Genomic DNA, 20,944 nt, shown 5'->3' with positions numbered 1-20,944 from the left:
AAGGCCTTCGGTCTTCGTACCACACCGCTCGCTTCATCCTGCCCGCGGAATGAATCCGGGCACGCCGGTCTCGACCACTGTGTTGAAGCGGACATTCGTCGTGATGTGGTCCCGCATCTCCCGCATGGCGTCTTCAGGCAGCGTCGAAATATCGAAGTTTTCCTCGATCCGCCGAGGATTGGTTGAGGTCATCAGGAAAGCCGTGCCGCGCTGGACGGCCCAGGCCAGGGCGACTTGAGCCGGCGTCTTGTGCAGGCGCTCCGCGATGGCGGTGATCACGGGGTCAGCGAGGAGGTTCGGCTTCATGGCGTGTCCCAGCGCGGCAAACGCCTGCAGCACAATTCCATGCTCCCGACAGAAGTCGAGCAGGTCCCATTCGGGCAGGTACGGATGCGATTCGACCTGCACCATGGCAGGCCTGATCCGCGCGACCTCGACGATCTCGCGCAGCTTCTCCAAGGTGATGTCCGACAGCCCGATCGACTTGCAGTGCCCCTCGTCGACGAGGCGCTCTAGCGCCCCCCATGTCTCCGCCAACGTCACGCCTGAATCATAGATCACATGGCCACTCGCGTCCCTCGGGTCCTGCTCGTCACCGGGTTGAAAGGCGAAGGGGGTATGGATGATGTAGCAATCGATCTCGTCGAGTTGCAGCCGCCGGCGACTGGCGTCGAAGGCGGGCCTGACCCGCTCCGGCCGATGATTGGTGTTCCACAGCTTCGTCGTAACGAACAGGTCCTGGCGCTGAAGCGCGCCCGCCCTGAACGCATCCTGTAGCGCATCGCCGACGGCCGCTTCGTTGCGATAGCGCTCGGCACAATCGAGATGTCGAAATCCGGCCTCCAATGCAGCCCTGGTGGCCTGCCTCGTCACGAGCGGATCCGGAATGAGCGTGCCAAATCCGACTGCGGGAATCGTCACGGCCTCATGCGTGGGAATTCTCGTGTAACGAAGTGAATCCGAGGTCGTCATGGTGATACTCCTTGTTGACTGCTGGCCGCGCGATGCGGAGGAAGCGATCGAGATTGCCGACACATTTCACGACTCTCCGGCGTTAGCCGGCGGGACGCGGCTTACGAAGAAAGAACACCAGCGGGATCACGACGAGCATGGCGAACATCAGGATCTCAAACTGATCGATGACCGCAACCGTGGCCGCCTGGCGCGTGACCATGCCGTTGAGGGCGGCGAGACCTGACTTCCCGATCGGGCCCGTGACATTCGCCGCGACACGATAAGGCATGAGATGCTTGGCGAGCGCGATATGCACGGCCTGGGTGTTGGCATAGAAGAAGAGCTGGACCACCGCGATGCCGATGGTGCTGCCATAAAGGCGCGACAGGTTGATCAGCGCACTGCCTTCAGGGCGAAGCTTCGGATCGAGCGTTCCGAAAGCGGCCCTCACCAGCGCCGGCAACAACATGCCGAGACCTGCGCCCTGGAGGAAACCTGCTTCGACGACCGGCCGCCAATCCATCGCCGGCGAATAGCCGAGCATCAGCCAGTTGGCATAGACCACCAGCGCCATGCCCCCCATGAGGAACGGCCGGTAGTCGACCTGTCCCGGAACCAGGCTCGTCAGCACCAGCGCTCCCACCAGCGCCACGCCGCGTGGAATGCTCATGTAGCCGGTGGTGTCGACAGGGTAGTTGAGCAACTCCTCCAGCATCGGGGACGTCAACGCCAATGTCGGCAGCAGGACGAAGCCGAGCGCAAAGGAGATCACCGTCGAGAGGACGAGATTGCGATCCCTGAACAGCGCCGTGCGGAGAAAATGTTCCTTCTTCGTCAGAACGTGCACGATGAAGAGATAGAACCCCAGGACCGAGGCGATCGCTTCGACCCAGATCTCCGTCGAGGCGAACCATTCGAGGCGCTCGCCGCGATCCAGCAGCATCTGCAGCCCGATCATGCCGGCGGAGAAGGTCGTCAGGCCGAAGACGTCGAAGGGCTGGCTCCGCTCTGCCCGCTTCTCGCCCAGGAACAGGGCCATCGTCAGGGCGATGAAGGCCGTCATGGGCAGGCTGACATAGAAGATCGACGGCCAGCCGTAATATTCGCTGAGCCAGCCACCAAGAGCGGGACCGGTGCTGATGCCGAGCAGCGAGCAGACCGTCAATGCCAGGCCCATGCGCGCTTGCCGCGCCGCCGGCGTCGCCTCGAGCAGAATCGCCAATGAGAGCGGCGCAAGTGGTCCGCTCGCCGCGCCCTGGAGAATCCGCGCCAGCACGAACTGGATCGACGTCGTCGCCAGCGTGTCGAGGACAAGACCAAGCGTGAAGACGGCAAGGGCTGCCTGATAGACCGCCTTGCGGCCGTAGCGTCCCGCGAGCCATTGCGCGATCGACATGGTCACGGCGCTTGCAGCGATATACGAGGAGAACACCCAGCCGACCTCGTCATTGGCCATCGAGAGCGTGGCCTGGATGTGCGGCAGCGCGGCGTTCGGTATTGAAATGTTGACGGCCTGCATATAGGTCGCCATCAGGGCGGCCGCCGAGATTGCATGATGACCGCCGGTCGCGGTCGATGGGAGGGGCGTACTCATTTGACCTCCGTCGCAAGCGCAGGCTGGAGCAGATGCAACCAGTTGCGACGATGGCCGGTGTCGACCCGCGCCGTCACGCTGATGCCGGAGAACAGTGGCCGGGTCGGATCGGGATCGTCGAGCTCGAGGCGCACCGGCAGCCGCTGCACGACCTTGACCCAGTTCCCGGTCGCATTCTCCGGTGGCAGGATCGAGAAGTCCGACCCGGTTCCGGGGCTCATGCTGACGATACGCGCCTTGAATTTTCGATCCGGATAGGCGTCGACGTCGATCGTCGCCTCCTGGCCCGGCCGCATGTGGGTCAGGCCCGTCTCACGAAAATTCGCCTCGATCCAGACGTCCCGGCTCGACATCAGTGAGAACGTGGGCGCGCCTGCGTTGACGAAACCGCCGATTTGCAGATCGTCGACCTTGGTCACGATACCGTCGTCGGGCGCCTTCACCGTGGCGTAGGAGAGATCGAGCCGCGCGCGATCGAGCTGCGCCCTGGCCGCGCGGACTGTCGGATGGCGGTCGACATCGATGTCGGGGTCACCGTTGAGCGCGACGACCGTATTGGCGATCTGCTGTTCGATCGATGCCATCCGATGGCGCGCGACCTTGAGATCGGTCTCGGCCCGCTCGTAGACCGCACGCGGCGTGAAGTCGGAGGCGACCAGCATCCTTTTGCGGTCGAACTCGCGCTCGTCGAAAGAGGCCGAGTCCTTCGCCGATTGCAGCTCCGCCTGCTGCTGGCGGTAGGTCGCCTTGAGGGAGTCGATCTGGAGCCGCGCGCTGCCGAGCCGGGCCTCGGCCTGATCGACGGCGATCTGGTAGGGCTCCGGGTCAATTCGAAACAGGACCTGGCCCTGCCGGACACGCTCATTGTCGCGCACGGCGATCTCGACCGCCTGGCCCGGCACCCGCGCGTTGATGGTGACTTTCGCGGCGCGCACGAACGCATCGTCGGTCGAGACATATTGTTCCTGCGCCAGATACATGAAGGCGCCGAACACGGCAGCCGCGGCGGGCACCACGAGCATCAGGGGCCGGCGCAGCCGCCTGGCAAGATCCGCTCCGAACAACGGCGCCGCCGCCTCGCTCCCGCGGAAGCTGCGATCGCCCAGCCAGCCGGCGATTGGCGCAAAGTTCAAACCCATCGTCCTCGTCCTTATCTCATTTACTAACGTTCGTTACAAATATTGTACCCCGATGCGGCGATCAAGCCGCGCGGCCATTGATTTTTATAACGATCCATACAAATATACGTGTGGAGCATGGCAACCAGGTTCGGACGACATGGCACGGAAAAAGAGCGAGACGGGACCGGCGCGCCGGGGACGGCCACCCGCCTACGACACTGAGACGGCCCTCAAGCGGGCAACGGAAACGTTCTGGAGGACGGGCTATTCCGGCACGTCCCTGGACAAGGTCGCGGCCGCGACCGGCATGAGTCCACCGAGCCTCTACGCGGTGTTCGGCAACAAGCACGCGCTCTATCTCGAGGCGTTGGCGCGCTATTGGGAGATCAGCCTCGCGGCAACGCGCGAGGCTCTCGCAGGGGACCATCCCTTGGACGAAGCGCTGATGCTGGCCTATGACGCGGCGCTGTCGATCTACTTTTCCGGCAAGGGATCAGCGCGTGGCTGCTTCGTGGTCGGTACCGCGGTGACCGAAGTCGCCGAGGATGCGGCGATCCGGAGCAGCGTTGCGACGGGACTGCGGGCGATCGATGCCGATTTCGAGGCCCGCTTCCGCCTGGCGCAGGACAAGGGCGAGCTGGATCGCGAGGCCGATCCGGCTGCACTCGCGATCCTTGCCGCCGCCACGATGCAGACCATCGCCATCCGCGCCCGCGCCGGCGCACGCCGCGCCGATCTGAGGGAGATTGCCCGCAAGGCGGTGGCTGTGATCTGCCGACGCCGACCGGAGACGCGTTGAGCCGCGAGGCATTCTCGTGATCGTACGATGAGGGGAGTTCGCACATTTGCACTCCTCGTCAAAAGGCCCTCGGCGGCCGTGCGCGACAATCCGGCTAGCCTCCCACGGCGGCCGCGCGCCTTGGCAGCTTCCAGTCGGGCCGGATGAAGTGGCAGGTGTAGCCATCGGGATAGCGCTCGAGATAATCCTGATGCTCGGGCTCGGCTTCCCAGAACTCCGCTGCGGGCGCAACCTCGGTCACCACCTTGCCGGGCCAAAGACCTGACGCCTCGACATCGGCGATGGTGTCTTCCGCGACTCTCTTCTGCTCGTCACTCGTATAGAAGATTGCCGAGCGGTAGCTCGTGCCCAGATCATTGCCCTGGCGGTTGAGCGTGGTGGGATCGTGGATCTGGAAGAAGAACTCCAGCATGGTCCGGAAGCTCGTCTTGGCGGGATTGAAGATGATCTCGATCGCCTCGGCGTGGCCCTCGTGATTGCGGTAGGTGGCGTTCTTCACATGCCCGCCAGTGTAACCAACACGGGTGGAGATCACCCCCGGTTGCCTGCGGACCAGATCCTGCATGCCCCAGAAACAGCCTCCGGCCAAAACTGCGCGCTCTGTCGTCATCTGATGCTCCATTGATTTCGTCGAGATAGTCAGCGCTTGTCCGCTGCCGGATGCAAGCGCGGGTCATCGTGGTCATCGTGATATTCGAGGCCCAGCGGCCCGATGGCGGAGACCTGTGTGACGTATTCGCCGGACTTCGCCCAGTGAAAATGCCAGGTCTCGCCGGGCAGCACGATGACGCTGCCCGGCGGATAGGCTTTCACCTGGTTGCCATCAAAACGTTCGCCGAGGCCGATGTAGAACACACCCGACATGACCGTGTAGATGCGATCTTCCGGATGCTTGTGCGGCATCAGTTTCGTGCCCCCGGGCACCTTCACCCGGACCACGTAAGGTCCGGGTTCATTGGGATGGCCGACCATCACCGCCAGCCGCGCGCCCGGCGGGAACGCAGGGAACGGTTGCCAAGCGATGTCCTCGGGCAAGATCGCCCGGAACCTGTCTTCATCCGGCTGATGCTGGCGAGGCAGATCTTGACGAGGCATGGCACCGCTCCCTGTGTTGGATCAGGTCAATTTGGCGTCGAGCGTGATCGCGGCGTTGAGCACCTTCGACACCGGACAGTTTTTCTCGGCCTCGCCGGCGATCTTGGCGAAACCTGCGTCGTCAAGGTTCGGCACCTTGGCGCGGAGGGTCAGTGCCGACTTGCTGATCTTGAAGCCTTTGCCTTCCGGCTCGAGCGTGATGGCGGCTTCCGTCGACAGCTCGTCCGGCGTGAAGCCGGCGAGTTGAAGGCCGAAGGCCAGTGCCATGGTAAAGCAACCGGCATGGGCTGCGGCGATCAACTCCTCGGGATTGGTGCCCTTCTCGTTCTCGAAGCGGGTCTTGAACGAATAGGGTGTGCCGGCGAGCACGCCGGATTCGCTCGAGAGATTGCCGGTGCCGTCGCGACCGGTGCCCTTCCAGACTGCTGTTGCCTTGCGGATCATCTCAATTCTCCTTGCTGGTTTTTAGGTTGGTTTTAGCACCGGCGCTCGGTAGCGGAGGAAAGCGACATTGGCACGACCGCCTGTCACCCCTCCAACCGGCCGAACGCCACAGCGGTTCCGTTAGCCGCTGATTTGACCCACATGGAAGCCCAGCCGGTTCTCGACGTCGCCGGTGCGGTGGAAACCGCGCGCCATCAGCGCCTTGATGCGGGTCTGGCTGGCGGGACGGCCGAGCGCGGCCAGGAACGCGTCCCACTCCGGCTTGATCTCGTCATCCGGCGGCAGGCTCGCAACATCGACGAGACGCTTGGTCTCTGCGATCGCCTCCTTGTCGAACGACGCAATGCGCATGGCGAGCGCCTCGACGAAGCCGTCGAGCTCGGCATCCGGCAGCGAACGGTTCACGTAGCCGTAACGCTCGGCGAGATCGCCGTGGATGTCATCGGCGCCGAGCAACACTTCGAGCGCACGGCCTCGGCCCATCAGCCGCGGCAACCGGGCCATCGGCCCGCCGCCGGGCACGAGTCCCGCGCCGACCTCCCATTGCGACAGGATCGCCTTCTCGCGGCTGGCAAAGCGCATGTCGCTCGCCAGCGCGAGCTCGCTGCCGACCCCGGTCGCACGGCCCCGGATCGAGGCAATGGAGACGACCGGCGCGCGGCTGAGGCGCACCAGCATGTCGGGCAGCGCCTGCAGGCCGGTCGGACCCGGAGGAACACCGAGAGAGTCCTCCAGCGGCGCCAGGAAGTCGTAATGCGTGATGAAGAAGCGTTCGACGGCGCTGTCGAATACGACGACCTTCACGTCCGGATCGGTCTCAATCGCGGTGATGATGTCGTTGAGCAGCGGAAGGTGCTTTGGGCCGAAGATGTTCACCGGCGGCATGTCGAAGGTGACGCGCCAGTATGTCGGCAGGCGGCGCTCCAGGCGAATGTCTTCGGTGGTGAAGATCTGTACGGGGCGGTTCATTGTTGGCACTCCTGATATGTGTGTTCGGAAAAGGGACGCACGGCAGCGCGCGTCCGCTGCTCGGTTCAGATCGACTGGCGCAGCGGACGGAAGGCGGTGCGCATTTCCGCAGAGAACAGCGCGGGCTGCTCCCAGGCTGCGAAGTGGCCGCCCTTGTCGAGGCGGTTGTAGTGCATCAGCTTCGGATAGGCCTTATCGGCCCAGCTGCGCGGCGCGGCATAGATCTCGTCAGGGAACACGCTGACGGCGACCGGGATCTTGATGTGCTTGGGCGCGAAGAACACCAGCTTGTTCTCCCAGTAGAGCCGCGCCGACGAGACCGCGGTGTTGGTGAGCCAGTAGAGCGTGATGTTGTCGATCACGTCGTCCCGCGACAGGCCTTCGGTCTTGCCGTCGAACACCCGCGCGATCATCGCAGCACTGCGTCCGTCGTGATCGAGCATCCAGGATGCAAGACCGGCCGGCGAGTCGACGAGGCCATAGAGCGTCTGCGGCCGGTTCGACATCTCGATGGCGTAGCCGAGGCCATGCTTGTAGAAATCATCGAGCTGGTCGTAGGCAATGCGCTCGTCGGCCGAGAGGTTCGGTGGCCGCGTCCCGCCGGGCTGAAGCGCCTTGGCGATGTCGTCGGGAACGGTGGCGGGCATGTTGGTGTGAATGCCGAGCAGCTCCGGCGGCGCGATCACCGCCATCTGCTCCGTGACGGCATTGCCCCAATCGCCGCCCTGCGCCACGTAGCGGTTGTAGCCGAGGCGCTTCATCAGCACGATCCAGGCGCGCGCGATGCGCTGGGGATCCCAGCCGAGCTCCGTCGGCTTGCCGGAGAAACCGTGGCCCGGAAGCGAGGGGATCACCAGGTCGAATGCATCCGCGGCCTTCGCGCCATGCGCGGTGGGGTCGGTGAGCGGGCCGACGATCTTCATCTGCTCGATGATCGAGCCCGGCCAGCCATGCGTGACGACCATCGGCAGCGCGTTCTCGTGGCGGGAGCGGATGTGAATGAAGTGGATGTCGACGCCGTCGATCTCGGTGACGAATTGCGGCAAGGCGTTCAGCCGCGCTTCCATCTTCCGCCAGTCGTAGTCGTTCTGCCAGTACCGCACGAGCTGCTGAAGCGTCGTGAGCTGCACGCCCTGCGATTGGTCGGCGACGATCTCGCGATCGGGCCAGCGTGTCGCTGCGAGGCGGCGGCGGAGGTCAAGCAGATCTTCCTCGGGCACGCTGACGCGGAACGGGCGGATCGCGCCGCTTGCAGCGGCCTTTGCCGGATGCAGCGGCAGCAGGCTCGCCACGCTGGCGGCGACCGCGGTCATTGCGGCCTGGCTCAGCAACTGACGACGGTCGGGATTGAGAATGTCGGCTCGTGCTTGCGTTGTCATGGCAGATCTCCCTTGCTTTGGTCGGTGACGCCAACCGAATTTCGAAATCGACGCGTCGGTTCGTCCTGAAGAGAGATTGGCGCAGGTCCTGGCAATTAGCTCGTTATCGGTTGTTAGGCCGCGTTAGCCGTTGCGAGTCCGCGGGATGCAGGAGAGCGAGCGACGATGACGATGCGCGCGATGCAGAAGCGGCACGGCGCGCGACGAGTTCAATCGGCGCGCGCCCTGTCTGTGAATTCAGGCGATATGTTCATTACAACTCAGGAGGGCAGCGGTTGACCGGCCTGCTCGCGGACGATGTAGTCGGCGTACCAATCCGCCCAGTTCTCGTCGTGTCCGCCGATGCGCTTCTCGTGCTCACCATGCGCGACAGCGGCACGTCGCAGGGTTGCGGCCAGATCGGCCGTTGAGGCAAATGTCGTGCCGTCACCCGCGATGCGTCCAGGCAGTCGCGTCGTGACCTCCTGGAACAGCCAGCCATTACCGTCGGGATCGCTGAACGAGGCAAACGAGCTGTAGCTGCCGCGCTTCGGGTCAGCACCGCTGACCCGGACGCTGCCGAACAGATACGGCTCGTCCGGACCGGCGTGAACGTCGCCCGCACCATGGAATGGTGCGCTCACCGCGATGCCACGGTCGAGCAGATCCTGTCGCGCCGCCGCCAGATCGGAGACGATCAGGTACAGCCCGCGCGCCGAACCGGGCGCTGCCGGTGTGACGTTCTTGCCGAAGATCACCGAACAGGCCGAACCCGGCGGCGTGAACTGGATCACGCGCCATTCGTCACCTGAGGCAAAATCGGCGTCCAATCGCCAGCCGAGGCGCGTGTAGAACGCCTTGGCGCGGTCGACATCCGACACGGGAATGACGACGATCTCGAGCTTCAGATCAACGCCACGCGGTGTCGAAGATGTGTTCGGAGACCCGGCCGCGGCGTCGCGGTCGATTTCGGTGCCGGCCATGTCGAACTCCCTGAGTTGAAATTGAAGCGAGCTTCAAGCGGCAGTGGGCATCACGATCGTCACGCGTGTGCCGCCCTGGCTCGCCTCGCCCTGCAACCGCGCGTCGATACTGCGTGCGAGCCCTTCAAGGATGCGGCTGCCGGTGCCCTGAAGCGGACCGGTCGCGCCGATGCCGTTGTCAGCCACCGTGCAGAGCCAGGCGCCGTCGCGGTTGGCCATTTCGATCCGGATCAGCGCATCGTTCCTGTTCGGGAAGGCATGTTTGGCGGCATTCGTGACCAGCTCCGTCAGCATCAACGCCAGCCGATGACACTGCGATGCCGGCAGCGCCCCGCTCTCGATCGCGGCCTCGCAGCGGATGCTGGCCGGTTCCAGCACTGCCTCGGAGAGCGCCTCGCACAGGTTTTCGAAGAAGGTCTCGACGGAGACGGCGGACAGACTGTCGATGTCGGACAAGAGCTGATAGAGCCTGCCGAACGCGACGATGCGCTGCTCGAACCGGTCCACCGCGCCCGACATGTCCCTGGTGCCCGGCCGCGAGAAGTCGCGGCGGACTGACGCACCCAGCAGCGTCAGCGTGTTCTTCATCCGATGGTGGGATTCCCGCAGCACGAGTTCCCAATCACGCGACTGATCATCAAGGCTGGCAATGTGCTGAGATCGAGCGAAATGGTCGCTCGTCTCCAAGCCGATAGCAGACATGATAGCCTCCCCATTGGACCTAGGACCTAACTCGAAGCCTATACTGGATGCACCGCGCGCGTTTTGCTCGTTAGACGTTGCAAGATTTTGTTATGATCGGCGGCACAAGTTGGCGGCCAGACCGTCCTCTCGACGGTCAAGCACGCTGACGGGTCGTCCCGATCGCTTCCCAAGCCGCTCGCGTTTAAGCGAAATTTGTCACGCATCATCCCGGTGCGGCCGAATGACTTGCCGCGCGATTTCGCCACTTTCGACCAGTTTACTCATAACCTCGTTCTGCTAGATCAGGATGCGGACAACAGCCCCTTCACTGGATTCATTGGCGCGTGGTGGACACTAACGACCAGGATGCGGCGATTTCCTTCGGGCCATTCCGGCTGTACGCAAGGTCGCGCCTGCTCGAGAAGGACGGCGCTCCGCTTCACCTCGGCGGCCGCGCACTCGACATCCTCATTTTTCTCGTCGAGCGCGCCGGCGAGGTCATCGACAAGCGTGAGTTGATCAAGCGCGTCTGGGCCGACGTGACGGTCGATGAAGGCAGCCTGCGCTTCCACATCACGACGCTACGCAAGGCCTTGGGGGATGCCGGCGAAGGCTCCCGCTATGTCGTCAACGTGCCCGGCCGTGGCTATTGCTTCGCGAGCCCGCTGGTCCGGTCCGAATCGTCGGAGACGCGGACAGGCCCGGCCGTCCCGTCGCCTCACATACTCCCGCCGCCGCTTGCCAGGATGATCGGACGAGACGACGCGGTCGAGCGGATTTCCACCGAGCTTGCGCAGCATCGCTTCGTGACAATTGTCGGCCCCGGCGGGATTGGCAAGACTTCCGTCGCGCTCGCCGTCGCGCATCGCGAGCTCGAGGCCTTCGACGGTCAGGTCAACTTCGTTGATTTCGGCGCGCTGACGGATGCCAGGCTCGTTCCAAGCACCATCGCCGCCACGCTCGGCCTGACCGTCAATTCCGAGGACCCGATGCCGGGCCTGCTGACGGTGCTGCGCAACCGTCGGATGCTGCTGATCTTCGACAGCTGTGAGCACATCATCGACGAACTCGCGCCCCTGGCCGAGCACATCGTCCAGGAAGCGCCCGAGCTGCATATTCTCGCCACCAGCCGCGAATCCTTTCGTACCGAAGGCGAACGCGTCCACCGGTTGTTTCCGCTGGACTGCCCGCCCCAGCGCGACGGGCTCGGCATCTCCGACATCCTTGCCTATCCCGCAAGCCAGCTCTTCGTGGAACGCATTGCCGAGAGCCTGGGCGAATTCGAACTGAGCGAGGAGGATGCACCGCTTGTCGCCGAGATCTGCCGGCGACTGGACGGCATCGCGCTCGCGATCGAGCTCGCCGCCGGACGCGTGAACGCCTATGGCATTGCCGGAACCGCCTCGCTGCTCGACAGCCGCTTCGCGCTGCTGTGGCGGGGACGCCGTACCGCGATCCCGCGGCACCAGACCCTGAGCGCGGCGCTCGCCTGGAGCTATGATCTGTTGCCGGCAGCCGAAAGCGCGACGCTGCGCGGTTTGTCGGTGTTCGTCGGGCCATTCACGATGGAGGCCGCGCTCGCCGTTGCCTTCAGCCAAGGCATCAGCGAGCCCGAGGCGGTCGAGGCGATCTCGAACCTGCTCTCCAAATCGCTGATCGCAACCTCACCCGCGGAGCGGCGGCTGCGCTATCGTCTGCTCGACACCACCCGCGCCTTCGTCGGCGCGAAGCTCGTCGAGAACGGCGAAGCGCCCCGTGTCGCGCGCGCTCACGCCGAATATTTCCGCGACTTCCTGCGCGACATCGCGCTCAAATCCACGGGCATGCAGACCGCGGGCGGCTTCCTTCCCTATGCCGACCATTTGCCCAATGTCAGGGCCGCGCTGACCTGGAGCTTTTCGGATAGCGCCAACCGAACGATCGGCGTGGATCTGGCGGCTTCGGCGGCCCAGTTTTTCCTCGAACTGACATTGCTGACAGAGTGCTATCGCTGGACGAAGCAGGCGCTGGTCTCTCTCGATACGAATTCGGTCGACCACCGCCAGGAGATGACGTTGCAGGCCGCGCTCGGCGTCTCCGTGATGTTCACGCAGGGCAATACCGAAGCGGTCCGGTCGGCGTTCACGCGCAGTCTTCAGCTTGCGCGGGATCTCGAGGATCTGCACTGGCAGCTCTGGCTGCTGCGCGGATTGCACATCTACCTGACCAGGGTCGGGGATTTTCACGGCGCGCTCGGCACCGGCGAGCAGGGCGAGAGCGTTGCGCGCAAGCTGAATGATCCTGCCGCCGCGCTGAATGTGGAATGGATGCTGGGCGTCGCGCACCATCTGATCGGCAATCAGGACAAGGCCGTGCAGTTCTGCGAGAGCGCGATGGTGCACAATCCCGGCTCGCAGCGGCTGAACATCGGGCATCTCGGTTATGATGACCGCATCGTCGCGCTGGTCGCGCTGGCGCGCGGGCTCTGGCTCACCGGCCGGCCCGATCGCGCGATCGAGGCGGCGAGATACACCGTTCGCGAGGCCGAACTGCTCGAACAACCCCTCACCCTCGGCATCTCCCTGATCTGGACGATCTACGTGTTCCTCTGGGTCGGCGACTGGGCCAATGCCGAAATCCTGATCGAGCGGCTGATCGACCATTCGGCGCGGCACTTCCTCGGTCCCTATCACGCCGTCGGCATCGGCCAGAAGGGCGAGCTCATGCTTCGCCGCGGCGACACCGCCGGCGGGATCGAGCATCTTCGCCGCAGCCAGGCCACGCTGTACGCGACGCGGCACCGGATCATGACGACGGTGTTTGCGACGGCGCTGGCGGAGGGCCTCGTGGCGGAGAACCAGCCGGACGAGGCCCTGCGCACGATCAATGAGGCCATTGCGCAGATTCCAGATCATGGCGAATCCTTCGACATGCCGGAGATGCTCCGGGTCAAGGGCGACATCCTTGTCCGGTCGGGAAACACCGCGGAGGCCGAGCGCTGCTTCCGAAAATCGCTCGATCTGTCGCGCCGGCAGTGCGCGCTCGGCTGGGAGCTGCGGGGGGCGATCAGCCTCGGCCGGGTCTGGCGCCAGACCGGACAAGCGGGCGAAGCACGCGCTCTGCTCGCCCCGCTCGTCGCGCGATACCAAGAAGGCCTCCAGACCCGCGATCTCGTGGCCGCCAGGGAGCTCCTGAGCGCGCTGAATTGACAGTATCTTCAACGGGATACCGTCCAAGCACCTGCTCGCAAGTCCTAACAACTTCTAACACGCCAAGCCGCATCCGCCCCGCCATGGTGGTGGCACTTCACGGTGGATATGGCGGGATATGGCGCTTCTTGACGATGTAATTGATGCCAGCGGCGGTATGGCCCGCTGGAATAGCTTGACCCGATTCACGCTCCACCTTTCCGTCGGCGGCTCGTTGTTCTCCAGCGCCGGACATGCCAGCGAATTCAAGGACGTGACGGCGGAGGGCTCGACCCGCGCCCAGTCGGTCCGCTTCACCGGCATCACCGGGGGTGAACACTCCGGCTGCTTTCAACCCGACGCGATCACGATCGAGAGCCTCGAGGGTGAGGTCCTGCGCACCTGGGATAACCCGAGCCCTACATTTCCCGAGACCGGCTCTCCTGCGCTCGCGGACGAATTGCACCTCGTCTTCTTCTGCGGCGTTGCGATCTGGAATTATCTGACCACCCCATTTCTGCTCGCCCATCCCGACGTCGTCACGGAGGAGCTTCCGCCGTGGCGCGAAAACGCTGACACGTGGCGTCGGCTGCGCGCGCAGTTCCCGCCGAACCTGATCACGCTCGCGCCCGAGCAGATCTTCTACTTCGACGAGAACGCGCTGCAACGGCGGACGGATCACGATCTGTTCGGAAACAAGGTCGCACATTATTCCTGGGCCCATGACAGCTTCGGCGGCATCGTCGTGCCGACATTGCGGCGTGTGCAGACGCTGCGGCCTGATGGAAGCGTGGTCGCCAAGCCCGTGCTGATGGACGTCGAGATCTTCGACGCCGTGTTCGAGTAGCGGTGGCGACGCGCGAGAGCTGGAACCGTTCACTGCTCTCAACGCCTAACAATACATAACGAGCTAACACGCGGCCTTGGGTGCAACATTGGGCTCACGAGCAACGAACAAGTGTCGTGCTCGACGAGACCGAGGCCGGCGCACCTCCACCACGAGGGAATGCGTCATTGCAGCGAACGCATTCAAGGAGATCGTCATGAAGATTCTTATGGTTATCACCTCCCACGACCAGCTCGGCAACACCGGACGCAAGACCGGGTTCTGGCTCGAGGAGCTCGCCGCCCCCTACTACGTGTTCAAGGATTCCGGCGCGGAGATCACGCTGGCTTCGCCCAAGGGCGGCCGGCCGCCACTCGATCCCAAGAGCAACGAGCCCGAGTTCCGCACCGACCTGACGCTGCGCTTCGAGGCGGACGCCGCCGCTGAAGCCCAGCTCGACAAGACCGTGCGCCTCGACAGCGTCAAGCAAGAAGACTTCGACACGCTGTTCTATCCCGGCGGTCACGGCCCGATGTGGGACCTCGCCGAAGACAAGGACTCGGTCAAGCTGATCGAATCGTTCCTCGCCGCAGGCAAGACCATCGCGGTGGTGTGTCACTCGACCGGTGCGCTGCGCCACGTCAAGACGCCCGATGGCAAGCCTTTGGTCGAGGGCAAGGAAGTGACCGGCTTCACCAACGGCGAGGAAGAGGACGTGGGCCTGACCCATGTCGTTCCGTTCCTCGTCGAGGACGAGATGTTGAAGCTCGGCGCGGTCTTCTCGAAAACGGCGAACTGGGGCGTACACGTCGTCAGCGCGGGCCAGCTCATCACGGGACAGAATCCGCACTCCTCCGGCCCGGCCGCGCAGACGCTGCTCGCCGCCCTGGCCAAGAAGGCGAAGTCGGCCGCGTAAGTCAGGCTCGCATCGGAGCGGTGCTCATCAATGAGCACCGCCCTGGCACTGACCGGACACATCGAGGACGATGACGAAAGCTTTACGCCGGAGCTTACGAATGTGATCCGGCGAGCGGAAGCTGCTGCGCACAACAGCGATCACGGTGGCAGCGTGCCGGTCAATCCCGTCAGAGCGGTTGCCGGCGCATGACGCGCCGGCACCTCTCGACGCGACACGCCCACATCGGAGCGATGACATGAACATTCCAGCCACCCTCGCCCTCTCGGCCGCCCTCGCCTGCACCACCGTGCAGGCCTCGGCACAGGATCTGCGGTCGAGCCGACGCTCGATCAGCTATCACACCATCGATATCGGGGGTCTCAATATCTTCTACCGCGAGGCCGGGCCCGCCGACGCGCCGACCGTGCTGCTGCTGCACGGCTTTCCCTCCTCGTCGCGGATGTGGGAACCCCTGCTGCCGCTGCTCGCCGACAAATATCACCTGATCGCGCCTGATTATCCCGGCTTCGGCAACAGCAGCGCGCCGTCGCCGTCCGACTTCACCTACACTTTTGACAACATCGCCGGCGTGATGGGCGAGCTGACGAACAAGCTCGGCCTGACCAACTACGTGCTGTTCATGCAGGACTATGGCGGTCCGGTCGGTTTCCGCATGGCGCTGGCGCATCCCGAGCGCGTCCGCGCCATCATGATCCAGAATGCCGTTTCGCATGAGCAAGGCTTGAGCCCGCTCTGGGAAGCTCGTCGCAGATATTGGGCCGATCCGGCGCATGAGCTCGAGGCGCTCAAGGCCAACTTCACATCCTTGGCCGCGACGCGCCAGCGGCACCTCGGCTCCAGCCCGCACCCCGAGCGTTACGACCCCGATAGCTGGACCGACGAATACGCGTTCCTGACGCGTCCCGGCGAGGCCGAGATCCAGACCACGCTGTTCCTGGATTACCGGACCAACGTCGCCTCCTATCCGAAGTGGCAGGCGTGGCTGCGCAAGACGCGGCCGCCGACGCTGGTGGTCTGGGGCAAGTACGATCCGTCCTTCGCCGTCGCCGGCGCTTCGGCCTATCGCGACGATGTGCCGGATGCGGAGGTCCACATCCTCGAAGCCGGCCATTTCGCGCTCGACGAGGCGACCGACGAGATCGCCACGCTGGTCCGCGACTTCCTTGCGCGTCTGGACGGGCACAAGGGCTGACGGCGACTTGCACAATGCACTGACCACAGGAGGCACGCATGACCGACAACATCAGCCACGAACGACGTCGTTTCGTCGGCAGGGCTGCCATGGCGCTCGCCGCGACCCAGCTTGCGCTGAGCACGACGGCTACGGCGAAGCCGGCGAAGTCCGCCACCGTCGTCAAGCCCGGCGCCAACACCGCGTTCGCGTCCCTGAAACAGATCGACGCCGGCCTCCTCAATGTCGGCTATGCCGAGGCGGGTCCCGCGGATGGCCCGCCCGTGATCCTGCTGCATGGCTGGCCCTATGACATCTACGCCTTCGTCGACGTCGCACCGCTGCTCGCTGCAGCCGGGCGTCGCGTGATCGTGCCTTACCTGCGCGGCTACGGCAGCACGCGCTTCCTCTCCGACGCGACGATGCGGAACGGGCAGCCGGCGGCGATCGCGGCCGACATCGTCGCCCTGATGGACGCGCTCGGAATCGACAAGGCGACGATTGCTGGCTTCGACTGGGGTGCGCGCACCGCCAACATCATCGCTGCGCTCTGGCCGGAGCGGGTCAAGGCGATGGCCTCGGTGAGCGGTTACCTGATCGGCAGCCAGCAGGCCGGCAAGATGCCGCTGCCGCCGAAGGCCGAGCTGCAATGGTGGTACCAGTTCTATTTCGCCACCGAGCGCGGCCGCGAGGGCTACGACAAGTACCGCCACGATTTCTCGAAACTGATCTGGCAGCTCGCTTCGCCCCAATGGCATTTCGACGATTCCACCTTCGATCGCAGCGCGAAGGCGTTCGACAATCCGGACCATGTGGCGATCGTGATCCACAATTATCGCTGGCGGCTGGGCCTCGCCGAAGGCGAAGCGAAATACGCCGACGACGAGGCGAAATTGGCGCAGGCGCCCGTGATCGCAGTGCCTACGATCACCATGGAGGGTGACGCCAACGGGGCACCGCATCCGGAACCGTCCGCTTACGCGAAGAAATTCTCCGGGCGCTATTCGCACCGGACCATCAAGGGCGGTATCGGCCACAATCTGCCGCAAGAAGCGCCGAAGGCCTTTGCTGACGCGGTGCTGGGCGTCATGGCCGAAGCCTAGGCGCCGGACCTGCCAACGGCACTTAACAACGCTTAACGGGCGATCGTCTACGCACGGGGGTATCTCTATTGGGGCGACACCACCGATGCGAGAGGAAACGGCCGGATGATTCCGCTGCTGGCGAATGCGATCGAGGCCCATGGCGGGCTCGATCGATGGAATGCCCACGAGCGACTCACCGCCACGATCGTGACGGGCGGCGACCTCTGGATATTGAAGGGCGTCGATCAGGACCAGGCGCCGCGCACGATGCGGATCGAGCTGCATCGTGAGCGGGCTTCCGTGGAGCCGTTCGGCAAGCCCGGCCAGCGCACCGACTTCAGCCCGGAGCGGATTGCCATCGTGGCCGCGGACGGCCGCATCGTCGCGGAGCGCAACAATCCGCGCGGCTCGTTCGCGCGGCACGATATGCGCACGCATTGGGATCCGCTGCATCGCGCCTATTTCAACGGCTATGCGCTCTGGACCTACATGACTGCGCCGTTCCTGCTGGCGGCGGACGGGTTCGACGTCCGGGAGATCGCACCCTGGCGCGAGGGCGCAGAGGTCTGGCGCGGATTGCGGGCGACGTTCCCAACCGTGATCGCAAGCCACAGCGCCGAGCAGGATTTCTATTTTGGCCCCGACATGCTGATCCGCCGGCATGATTACCGGGTCGAGATCGCCGGCAACTTTCCGGCAGCTCAGTACGTATCCGATCCCGTCACCGTTGACGGCTTCAAGCTCCCGACCCGCCGGCGCATCTATCTGCGCGGCGACGATCTGATGCCGCTGCGTGAGGAGCTGATGGTGTCGATCGATCTCGCGGATTTCCGGTTCGACTGAGCCTTGTCAGGCTGATGCCTCGTCCAGCACGAGCCGTGCGGCCTTCAAATCGGCCGTCTCGAATCCTTCCGAGAACCGGGCATAGGTCGCGGCGAGATCGTCGAGCGGATTCTTGATGCCCTGCCGAAGCCGAAGCGCCGCAAGCGACATCTCCGTCCGCAATAGCCAGGACAGCGCGCCCTGCTGCTCGGCCAGCGCGAGCGATGCGGCGAAGCTCGCTTCGGCGGCACCGAGATCACCGGTGCGCGCCTCGAGGTCGCCACGCCGGCGCAGGAGCTCGGGCATGTCGAAACCTCCGCCGCCCAGCTCGACGCGAGCGATCGTCTCATGCAGGACTTGCAGCCCTTCCGTCAACCGTCCCAGCGCAGCCAGTCCTTGCGACAGATCCGCGGCGAACGCGGATGCGTAGAGCTCGTAGCGATCCGCATGCAGGCGCGGCAGCGCGCTCCGCAGCAGATCGACACCGCCGGCCAGCTCGCCGCGGGCGATCATGGTCTGCGCGCGAAAGCCGGTCGCGACGGCTTCGTACGGCGCGAGTCCGTGCAAATTCGCATGGGTCGCGAGGCGCCCCGTCATCGTCTCGACGGCGGCCCAGTCGCCGACCCAGCCGAACACCGAGGATGACCAGCACAGCGCAATGCAATGCATCACCACGTCGCGCGGCGCGGCGGCGCCGACGAGCGGGCGGACGCAATCGAGTGCGCGGTCGGGGAAGCCGCGCAACCACAGCACCCGCGCGAGCGGAATCTGCGGCGTGCGCGAATAGGCGAAATGCCCGGGCTCCGTCCCGCGCAGCGCGGCGTCGTCGCGCACGCCTTCGTCGAGATGGGCCAGCGCCTCAGCCTGGTCGCCGGCGAGATGATAGGACACGCCGAGAAGCGCCTTGCTGCCTGCGATCCCCGCGGTATCGCCGATCTGGCGGGCGATGCGCTCGGCCTGGCGTGCGGTCGGCACGAGGTGCCTGTAGTCGCCGGTGCGGCGATAGAACATGTTCAACCGCGACAGCAGCCTGAACGCATTGGCGTGATCGTCGAGCGCTTCGGCGATCTCCAGCCCGCGCCGGAGTGCGGCCTCGGCCTGCTCGCTGTTGCGCTCCGTGAACATGAAGGCGTGGCCAAGCGTCGACTGCAGCTCGAGCTCCCATTTGCCGCCCTGGTTGGCATCGTCGAGCATCGCGAGCGCGCGGCCCGACCAGATGCGCGCCTCGTTCAGCAGGTTGAGCTCGACGAACAGCCTTGCGGCGCTGCCGGCGAGCGGCACGCGCAGGGCGGCACCGTCGTGGTTGGCAAAACTCCATTCCAACGCCGCACGGGCATCTGCGAGCAGGCTCGCGCGCGCCTGCAGGCGCGAAGCCGGGTCGTCGCCGCCCTGCTCCGCCATGCCGGCTTCGAGCGTGCGCTGAACATAGGCCGTGTGACGGCGCGCGATCGCTGCCGCTTCGCCTGCGTCGACCAGCTTCTGCATGGCATAGGCGCGCGTGGCATCCAGCAGGCGATAGCGTCGCGATGCACCATCGGGCTGCGCCGACACCAGCGACTTGGCCACGAGCTGCTCCAGCGCATCGACGACACGATCACCCGGCGTTCCCTCCTCCGCGGCGACTGCGATCGCCCCCTTGAGCGTGAAGGGGCCTGCGAAGATGGCGAGCCGCTGAAGCACGGTCCGCTCGCTCTCGCCGATCAGGCCAAAACTCCAGTCGAGCGTCGCGCCGAGCGTCTGCTGCCGTGGCGGCGCCGTTCGCCGTCCGCGCCATTCGAGCTTGAGCCTGGAGTCGAGCAGCGCGGCCATCTCCCGCAATCCGTAGACGCCGACGCGCACGGCGGCGAGCTCGATCGCGAGCGCGATGCCGTCGAGCTTGCCGCAGATCTCGGCCAGGACGTCGGCATCCTCGTCCGTGATATCGCCGCGATGGCCTGCGGCCGCGGCACGATCGATGAACAGCTGCGCGGCCGGATAATCCAGCACTTCGCCGGCGCTGAGGCGCGCCCCTTGCGGCGGGCCGGCCAGCGGAACGAGCTCGAAGATCTGCTCGCCTTCCACCAGCAGCGACTCGCGGCTGGTGGCGAGAATCGCGATGTCCGGCGCCTCGCGATAGATGTTTTCGGCCAAACGAGCGACCTCGTCGATGACGTGCTCGCAGCTGTCGAGGATGAGAAGCAGCCGCCGTCCGCGCAGAAAATTGACGATGCTGCCTGAGGGATCATCGTGATGCACGACGAGGCCCAGAGCGGCGGCTACCGTGCTCGCGACCAGCGTGGCGTCCTTCAGTGGGCCGAATTCGAGGAAATGAACGTGGCCCTCGAATGCCTGCCACATGTCATGCGCGAGCGCGGTCGCAACCGTGGTCTTGCCGATGCCGCCCGGTCCTCGCAGCGTGACGAAGCGGTCGCTCAGCAGACGCGCCGACAACTCGGGCAGCACGTCGTCCCGACCGATCATCCGGTCCAGCCGGTGTGGCAAGGCCGCCGGCGCCGCCGTTCTTTCAGGTGCACGCGGCGCGAGTGCCGGAGCGGCGTTGCGCTCGCCACGTTGCACAGGCGCGACGAAGCAATAGCCGCGGCTCGGGACGTTGGTGATGTAGCGGGCCCCGTCCTTGCCGTCGCCAAGCACCTTGCGCAGCTCCGCGACATGGACGCGCAGGCTGATCTCCTCGACCGCGAGGCCGGACCACGCGTAGCTCAGAATCTCGTTCTTCGGCACCACTTCGCCGGCACGGCTGAGGAGCAGGCGCAGAATGTCCATCGCGCGGCTGCCGAGCTTGACCGGCGCTCCGTCCCTCTCGAGCAACCGCGACCGCAGCGAAAACGGTCCGAACGAGACTGCGTCGAAATCAAGGCTCGCCCCGGCGCCATTGCCGGGCGAGCCATGTCCTGCCGGGGGTTCGGTCACTTCTGACTCATCTTGACGGCCATTTCATTCAAATGCGCGGCGA

At 65.0% G+C, this 20,944-nt stretch carries 19 protein-coding genes; 8 read left to right on the top strand and 11 right to left on the bottom strand.

The features are described from left to right. Positions 1-33 precede the first annotated feature (33 nt). From AB7G19_RS11870 to AB7G19_RS11860, 3 genes are all read right to left on the bottom strand, one after another. Positions 34-972: an aldo/keto reductase gene (locus AB7G19_RS11870; RefSeq protein ID WP_283017270.1), complete on the bottom strand. Its 939-nt coding sequence runs from the start codon at positions 970-972 to the stop codon at positions 34-36. 82 nt (positions 973-1,054) lie between these two features. Continuing rightward, on the bottom strand, positions 1,055-2,548 hold the full coding sequence (locus tag AB7G19_RS11865) for an MDR family MFS transporter (RefSeq protein WP_283017271.1): 1,494 nt from the start codon (positions 2,546-2,548) through the stop codon (positions 1,055-1,057). After that, positions 2,545-3,687 carry an HlyD family secretion protein gene (locus tag AB7G19_RS11860; protein WP_283017272.1) on the bottom strand — a complete coding sequence of 381 codons (1,143 nt, stop codon included), beginning with the start codon at positions 3,685-3,687 and terminating at the stop codon, positions 2,545-2,547. Before AB7G19_RS11860 ends, AB7G19_RS11865 begins: the two co-directional genes overlap by 4 nt. A 139-nt stretch (positions 3,688-3,826) precedes the next feature. On the opposite strand from AB7G19_RS11860, the gene AB7G19_RS11855 reads away from it, so the two are divergent. Then, the gene (locus tag AB7G19_RS11855; protein WP_283017273.1) at positions 3,827-4,468 is read left to right on the top strand and encodes a TetR/AcrR family transcriptional regulator; all 642 of its coding nucleotides are present in this window, start codon (positions 3,827-3,829) and stop codon (positions 4,466-4,468) included. 94 nt (positions 4,469-4,562) lie between these two features. Here AB7G19_RS11855 and msrA read toward each other — a convergent pair whose 3' ends face one another. The 7 genes from msrA to AB7G19_RS11820 form a co-directional block, all read right to left on the bottom strand. Further along, complete coding sequence (msrA, locus tag AB7G19_RS11850; protein WP_283017274.1) at positions 4,563-5,078, bottom strand: peptide-methionine (S)-S-oxide reductase MsrA; 516 nt, start codon at positions 5,076-5,078, stop codon at positions 4,563-4,565. A 29-nt stretch (positions 5,079-5,107) separates the two neighbouring features. Then, positions 5,108-5,563, bottom strand: coding sequence for a cupin domain-containing protein (locus tag AB7G19_RS11845; protein ID WP_441267835.1), 456 nt, complete (start codon positions 5,561-5,563; stop codon positions 5,108-5,110). Positions 5,564-5,584: 21 nt separating this feature from the next. After that, positions 5,585-6,007, bottom strand: a complete 423-nt coding sequence (locus AB7G19_RS11840) for an OsmC family protein (RefSeq protein ID WP_166343305.1) — start codon at positions 6,005-6,007, stop codon at positions 5,585-5,587. A 120-nt stretch (positions 6,008-6,127) separates the two neighbouring features. Further along, positions 6,128-6,976 carry an enoyl-CoA hydratase/isomerase family protein gene (locus tag AB7G19_RS11835; RefSeq protein ID WP_283017276.1) on the bottom strand — a complete coding sequence of 283 codons (849 nt, stop codon included), beginning with the start codon at positions 6,974-6,976 and terminating at the stop codon, positions 6,128-6,130. 65 nt (positions 6,977-7,041) lie between these two features. Beyond that, on the bottom strand, positions 7,042-8,355 hold the full coding sequence (locus tag AB7G19_RS11830; protein ID WP_283017277.1) for an epoxide hydrolase family protein: 1,314 nt from the start codon (positions 8,353-8,355) through the stop codon (positions 7,042-7,044). Positions 8,356-8,615: 260 nt separating this feature from the next. Further along, positions 8,616-9,317, bottom strand: a complete 702-nt coding sequence (locus AB7G19_RS11825) for a VOC family protein (RefSeq protein ID WP_283017278.1) — start codon at positions 9,315-9,317, stop codon at positions 8,616-8,618. 33 nt (positions 9,318-9,350) lie between these two features. Next, positions 9,351-10,019 carry a sensor histidine kinase gene (locus AB7G19_RS11820; RefSeq protein ID WP_283017279.1) on the bottom strand — a complete coding sequence of 223 codons (669 nt, stop codon included), beginning with the start codon at positions 10,017-10,019 and terminating at the stop codon, positions 9,351-9,353. Positions 10,020-10,345: 326 nt separating this feature from the next. On the opposite strand from AB7G19_RS11820, the gene AB7G19_RS11815 reads away from it, so the two are divergent. The 7 genes from AB7G19_RS11815 (at position 10,346) to AB7G19_RS11785 (ending at position 18,012) form a co-directional block, all read left to right on the top strand. Then, positions 10,346-13,189, top strand: a complete 2,844-nt coding sequence (locus tag AB7G19_RS11815) for an ATP-binding protein (RefSeq protein WP_283017280.1) — start codon at positions 10,346-10,348, stop codon at positions 13,187-13,189. Positions 13,190-13,307: 118 nt separating this feature from the next. Continuing rightward, positions 13,308-14,015, top strand: coding sequence for a hypothetical protein (locus AB7G19_RS11810; RefSeq protein WP_283017281.1), 708 nt, complete (start codon positions 13,308-13,310; stop codon positions 14,013-14,015). Between the two features lie 196 nt (positions 14,016-14,211). Continuing rightward, a complete protein-coding gene (locus AB7G19_RS11805; protein WP_283017282.1) occupies positions 14,212-14,910 on the top strand; it encodes a type 1 glutamine amidotransferase domain-containing protein in 699 nt (232 codons plus the stop codon). A gap of 30 nt (positions 14,911-14,940) precedes the next feature. After that, positions 14,941-15,102 carry a hypothetical protein gene (locus AB7G19_RS11800; protein WP_283017283.1) on the top strand — a complete coding sequence of 54 codons (162 nt, stop codon included), beginning with the start codon at positions 14,941-14,943 and terminating at the stop codon, positions 15,100-15,102. 46 nt (positions 15,103-15,148) lie between these two features. Beyond that, a complete protein-coding gene (locus tag AB7G19_RS11795; RefSeq protein WP_283017284.1) occupies positions 15,149-16,105 on the top strand; it encodes an alpha/beta fold hydrolase in 957 nt (318 codons plus the stop codon). 38 nt (positions 16,106-16,143) lie between these two features. Continuing rightward, the gene (locus AB7G19_RS11790; RefSeq protein WP_283017285.1) at positions 16,144-17,187 is read left to right on the top strand and encodes an alpha/beta fold hydrolase; all 1,044 of its coding nucleotides are present in this window, start codon (positions 16,144-16,146) and stop codon (positions 17,185-17,187) included. Between the two features lie 105 nt (positions 17,188-17,292). Then, positions 17,293-18,012: a hypothetical protein gene (locus AB7G19_RS11785; protein ID WP_283017286.1), complete on the top strand. Its 720-nt coding sequence runs from the start codon at positions 17,293-17,295 to the stop codon at positions 18,010-18,012. Between the two features lie 6 nt (positions 18,013-18,018). On the opposite strand, the gene AB7G19_RS11780 is transcribed toward AB7G19_RS11785, so the two are convergent. Next, on the bottom strand, positions 18,019-20,901 hold the full coding sequence (locus tag AB7G19_RS11780; protein ID WP_283017287.1) for an ATP-binding protein: 2,883 nt from the start codon (positions 20,899-20,901) through the stop codon (positions 18,019-18,021). Positions 20,902-20,944 lie beyond the last annotated feature (43 nt).

The organism is Bradyrhizobium sp. 215_C5_N1_1, assembly GCF_052075935.1.
Classification (GTDB): Bacteria; Pseudomonadota; Alphaproteobacteria; order Rhizobiales; family Xanthobacteraceae; genus Bradyrhizobium; species Bradyrhizobium barranii.
The sequence above is the reverse complement of the archived record's forward strand: the minus strand, read 5'-3'. Positions and strand labels throughout refer to the sequence as shown.

Coding starts and splice junctions, on each gene's coding strand:
- AB7G19_RS11870 (WP_283017270.1), bottom strand. CDS start 972: ATGACGACCTCGGATTCACTTCGTTACACGAGAATTCCCACGCATGAG.
- AB7G19_RS11865 (WP_283017271.1), bottom strand. CDS start 2,548: ATGAGTACGCCCCTCCCATCGACCGCGACCGGCGGTCATCATGCAATC.
- AB7G19_RS11860 (WP_283017272.1), bottom strand. CDS start 3,687: ATGGGTTTGAACTTTGCGCCAATCGCCGGCTGGCTGGGCGATCGCAGC.
- AB7G19_RS11855 (WP_283017273.1), top strand. CDS start 3,827: ATGGCACGGAAAAAGAGCGAGACGGGACCGGCGCGCCGGGGACGGCCA.
- msrA (WP_283017274.1), bottom strand. CDS start 5,078: ATGACGACAGAGCGCGCAGTTTTGGCCGGAGGCTGTTTCTGGGGCATG.
- AB7G19_RS11845 (WP_441267835.1), bottom strand. CDS start 5,563: ATGCCTCGTCAAGATCTGCCTCGCCAGCATCAGCCGGATGAAGACAGG.
- AB7G19_RS11840 (WP_166343305.1), bottom strand. CDS start 6,007: ATGATCCGCAAGGCAACAGCAGTCTGGAAGGGCACCGGTCGCGACGGC.
- AB7G19_RS11835 (WP_283017276.1), bottom strand. CDS start 6,976: ATGAACCGCCCCGTACAGATCTTCACCACCGAAGACATTCGCCTGGAG.
- AB7G19_RS11830 (WP_283017277.1), bottom strand. CDS start 8,355: ATGACAACGCAAGCACGAGCCGACATTCTCAATCCCGACCGTCGTCAG.
- AB7G19_RS11825 (WP_283017278.1), bottom strand. CDS start 9,317: ATGGCCGGCACCGAAATCGACCGCGACGCCGCGGCCGGGTCTCCGAAC.
- AB7G19_RS11820 (WP_283017279.1), bottom strand. CDS start 10,019: ATGTCTGCTATCGGCTTGGAGACGAGCGACCATTTCGCTCGATCTCAG.
- AB7G19_RS11810 (WP_283017281.1), top strand. CDS start 13,308: ATGGCGCTTCTTGACGATGTAATTGATGCCAGCGGCGGTATGGCCCGC.
- AB7G19_RS11805 (WP_283017282.1), top strand. CDS start 14,212: ATGAAGATTCTTATGGTTATCACCTCCCACGACCAGCTCGGCAACACC.
- AB7G19_RS11800 (WP_283017283.1), top strand. CDS start 14,941: ATGAGCACCGCCCTGGCACTGACCGGACACATCGAGGACGATGACGAA.
- AB7G19_RS11795 (WP_283017284.1), top strand. CDS start 15,149: ATGAACATTCCAGCCACCCTCGCCCTCTCGGCCGCCCTCGCCTGCACC.
- AB7G19_RS11790 (WP_283017285.1), top strand. CDS start 16,144: ATGACCGACAACATCAGCCACGAACGACGTCGTTTCGTCGGCAGGGCT.
- AB7G19_RS11785 (WP_283017286.1), top strand. CDS start 17,293: ATGATTCCGCTGCTGGCGAATGCGATCGAGGCCCATGGCGGGCTCGAT.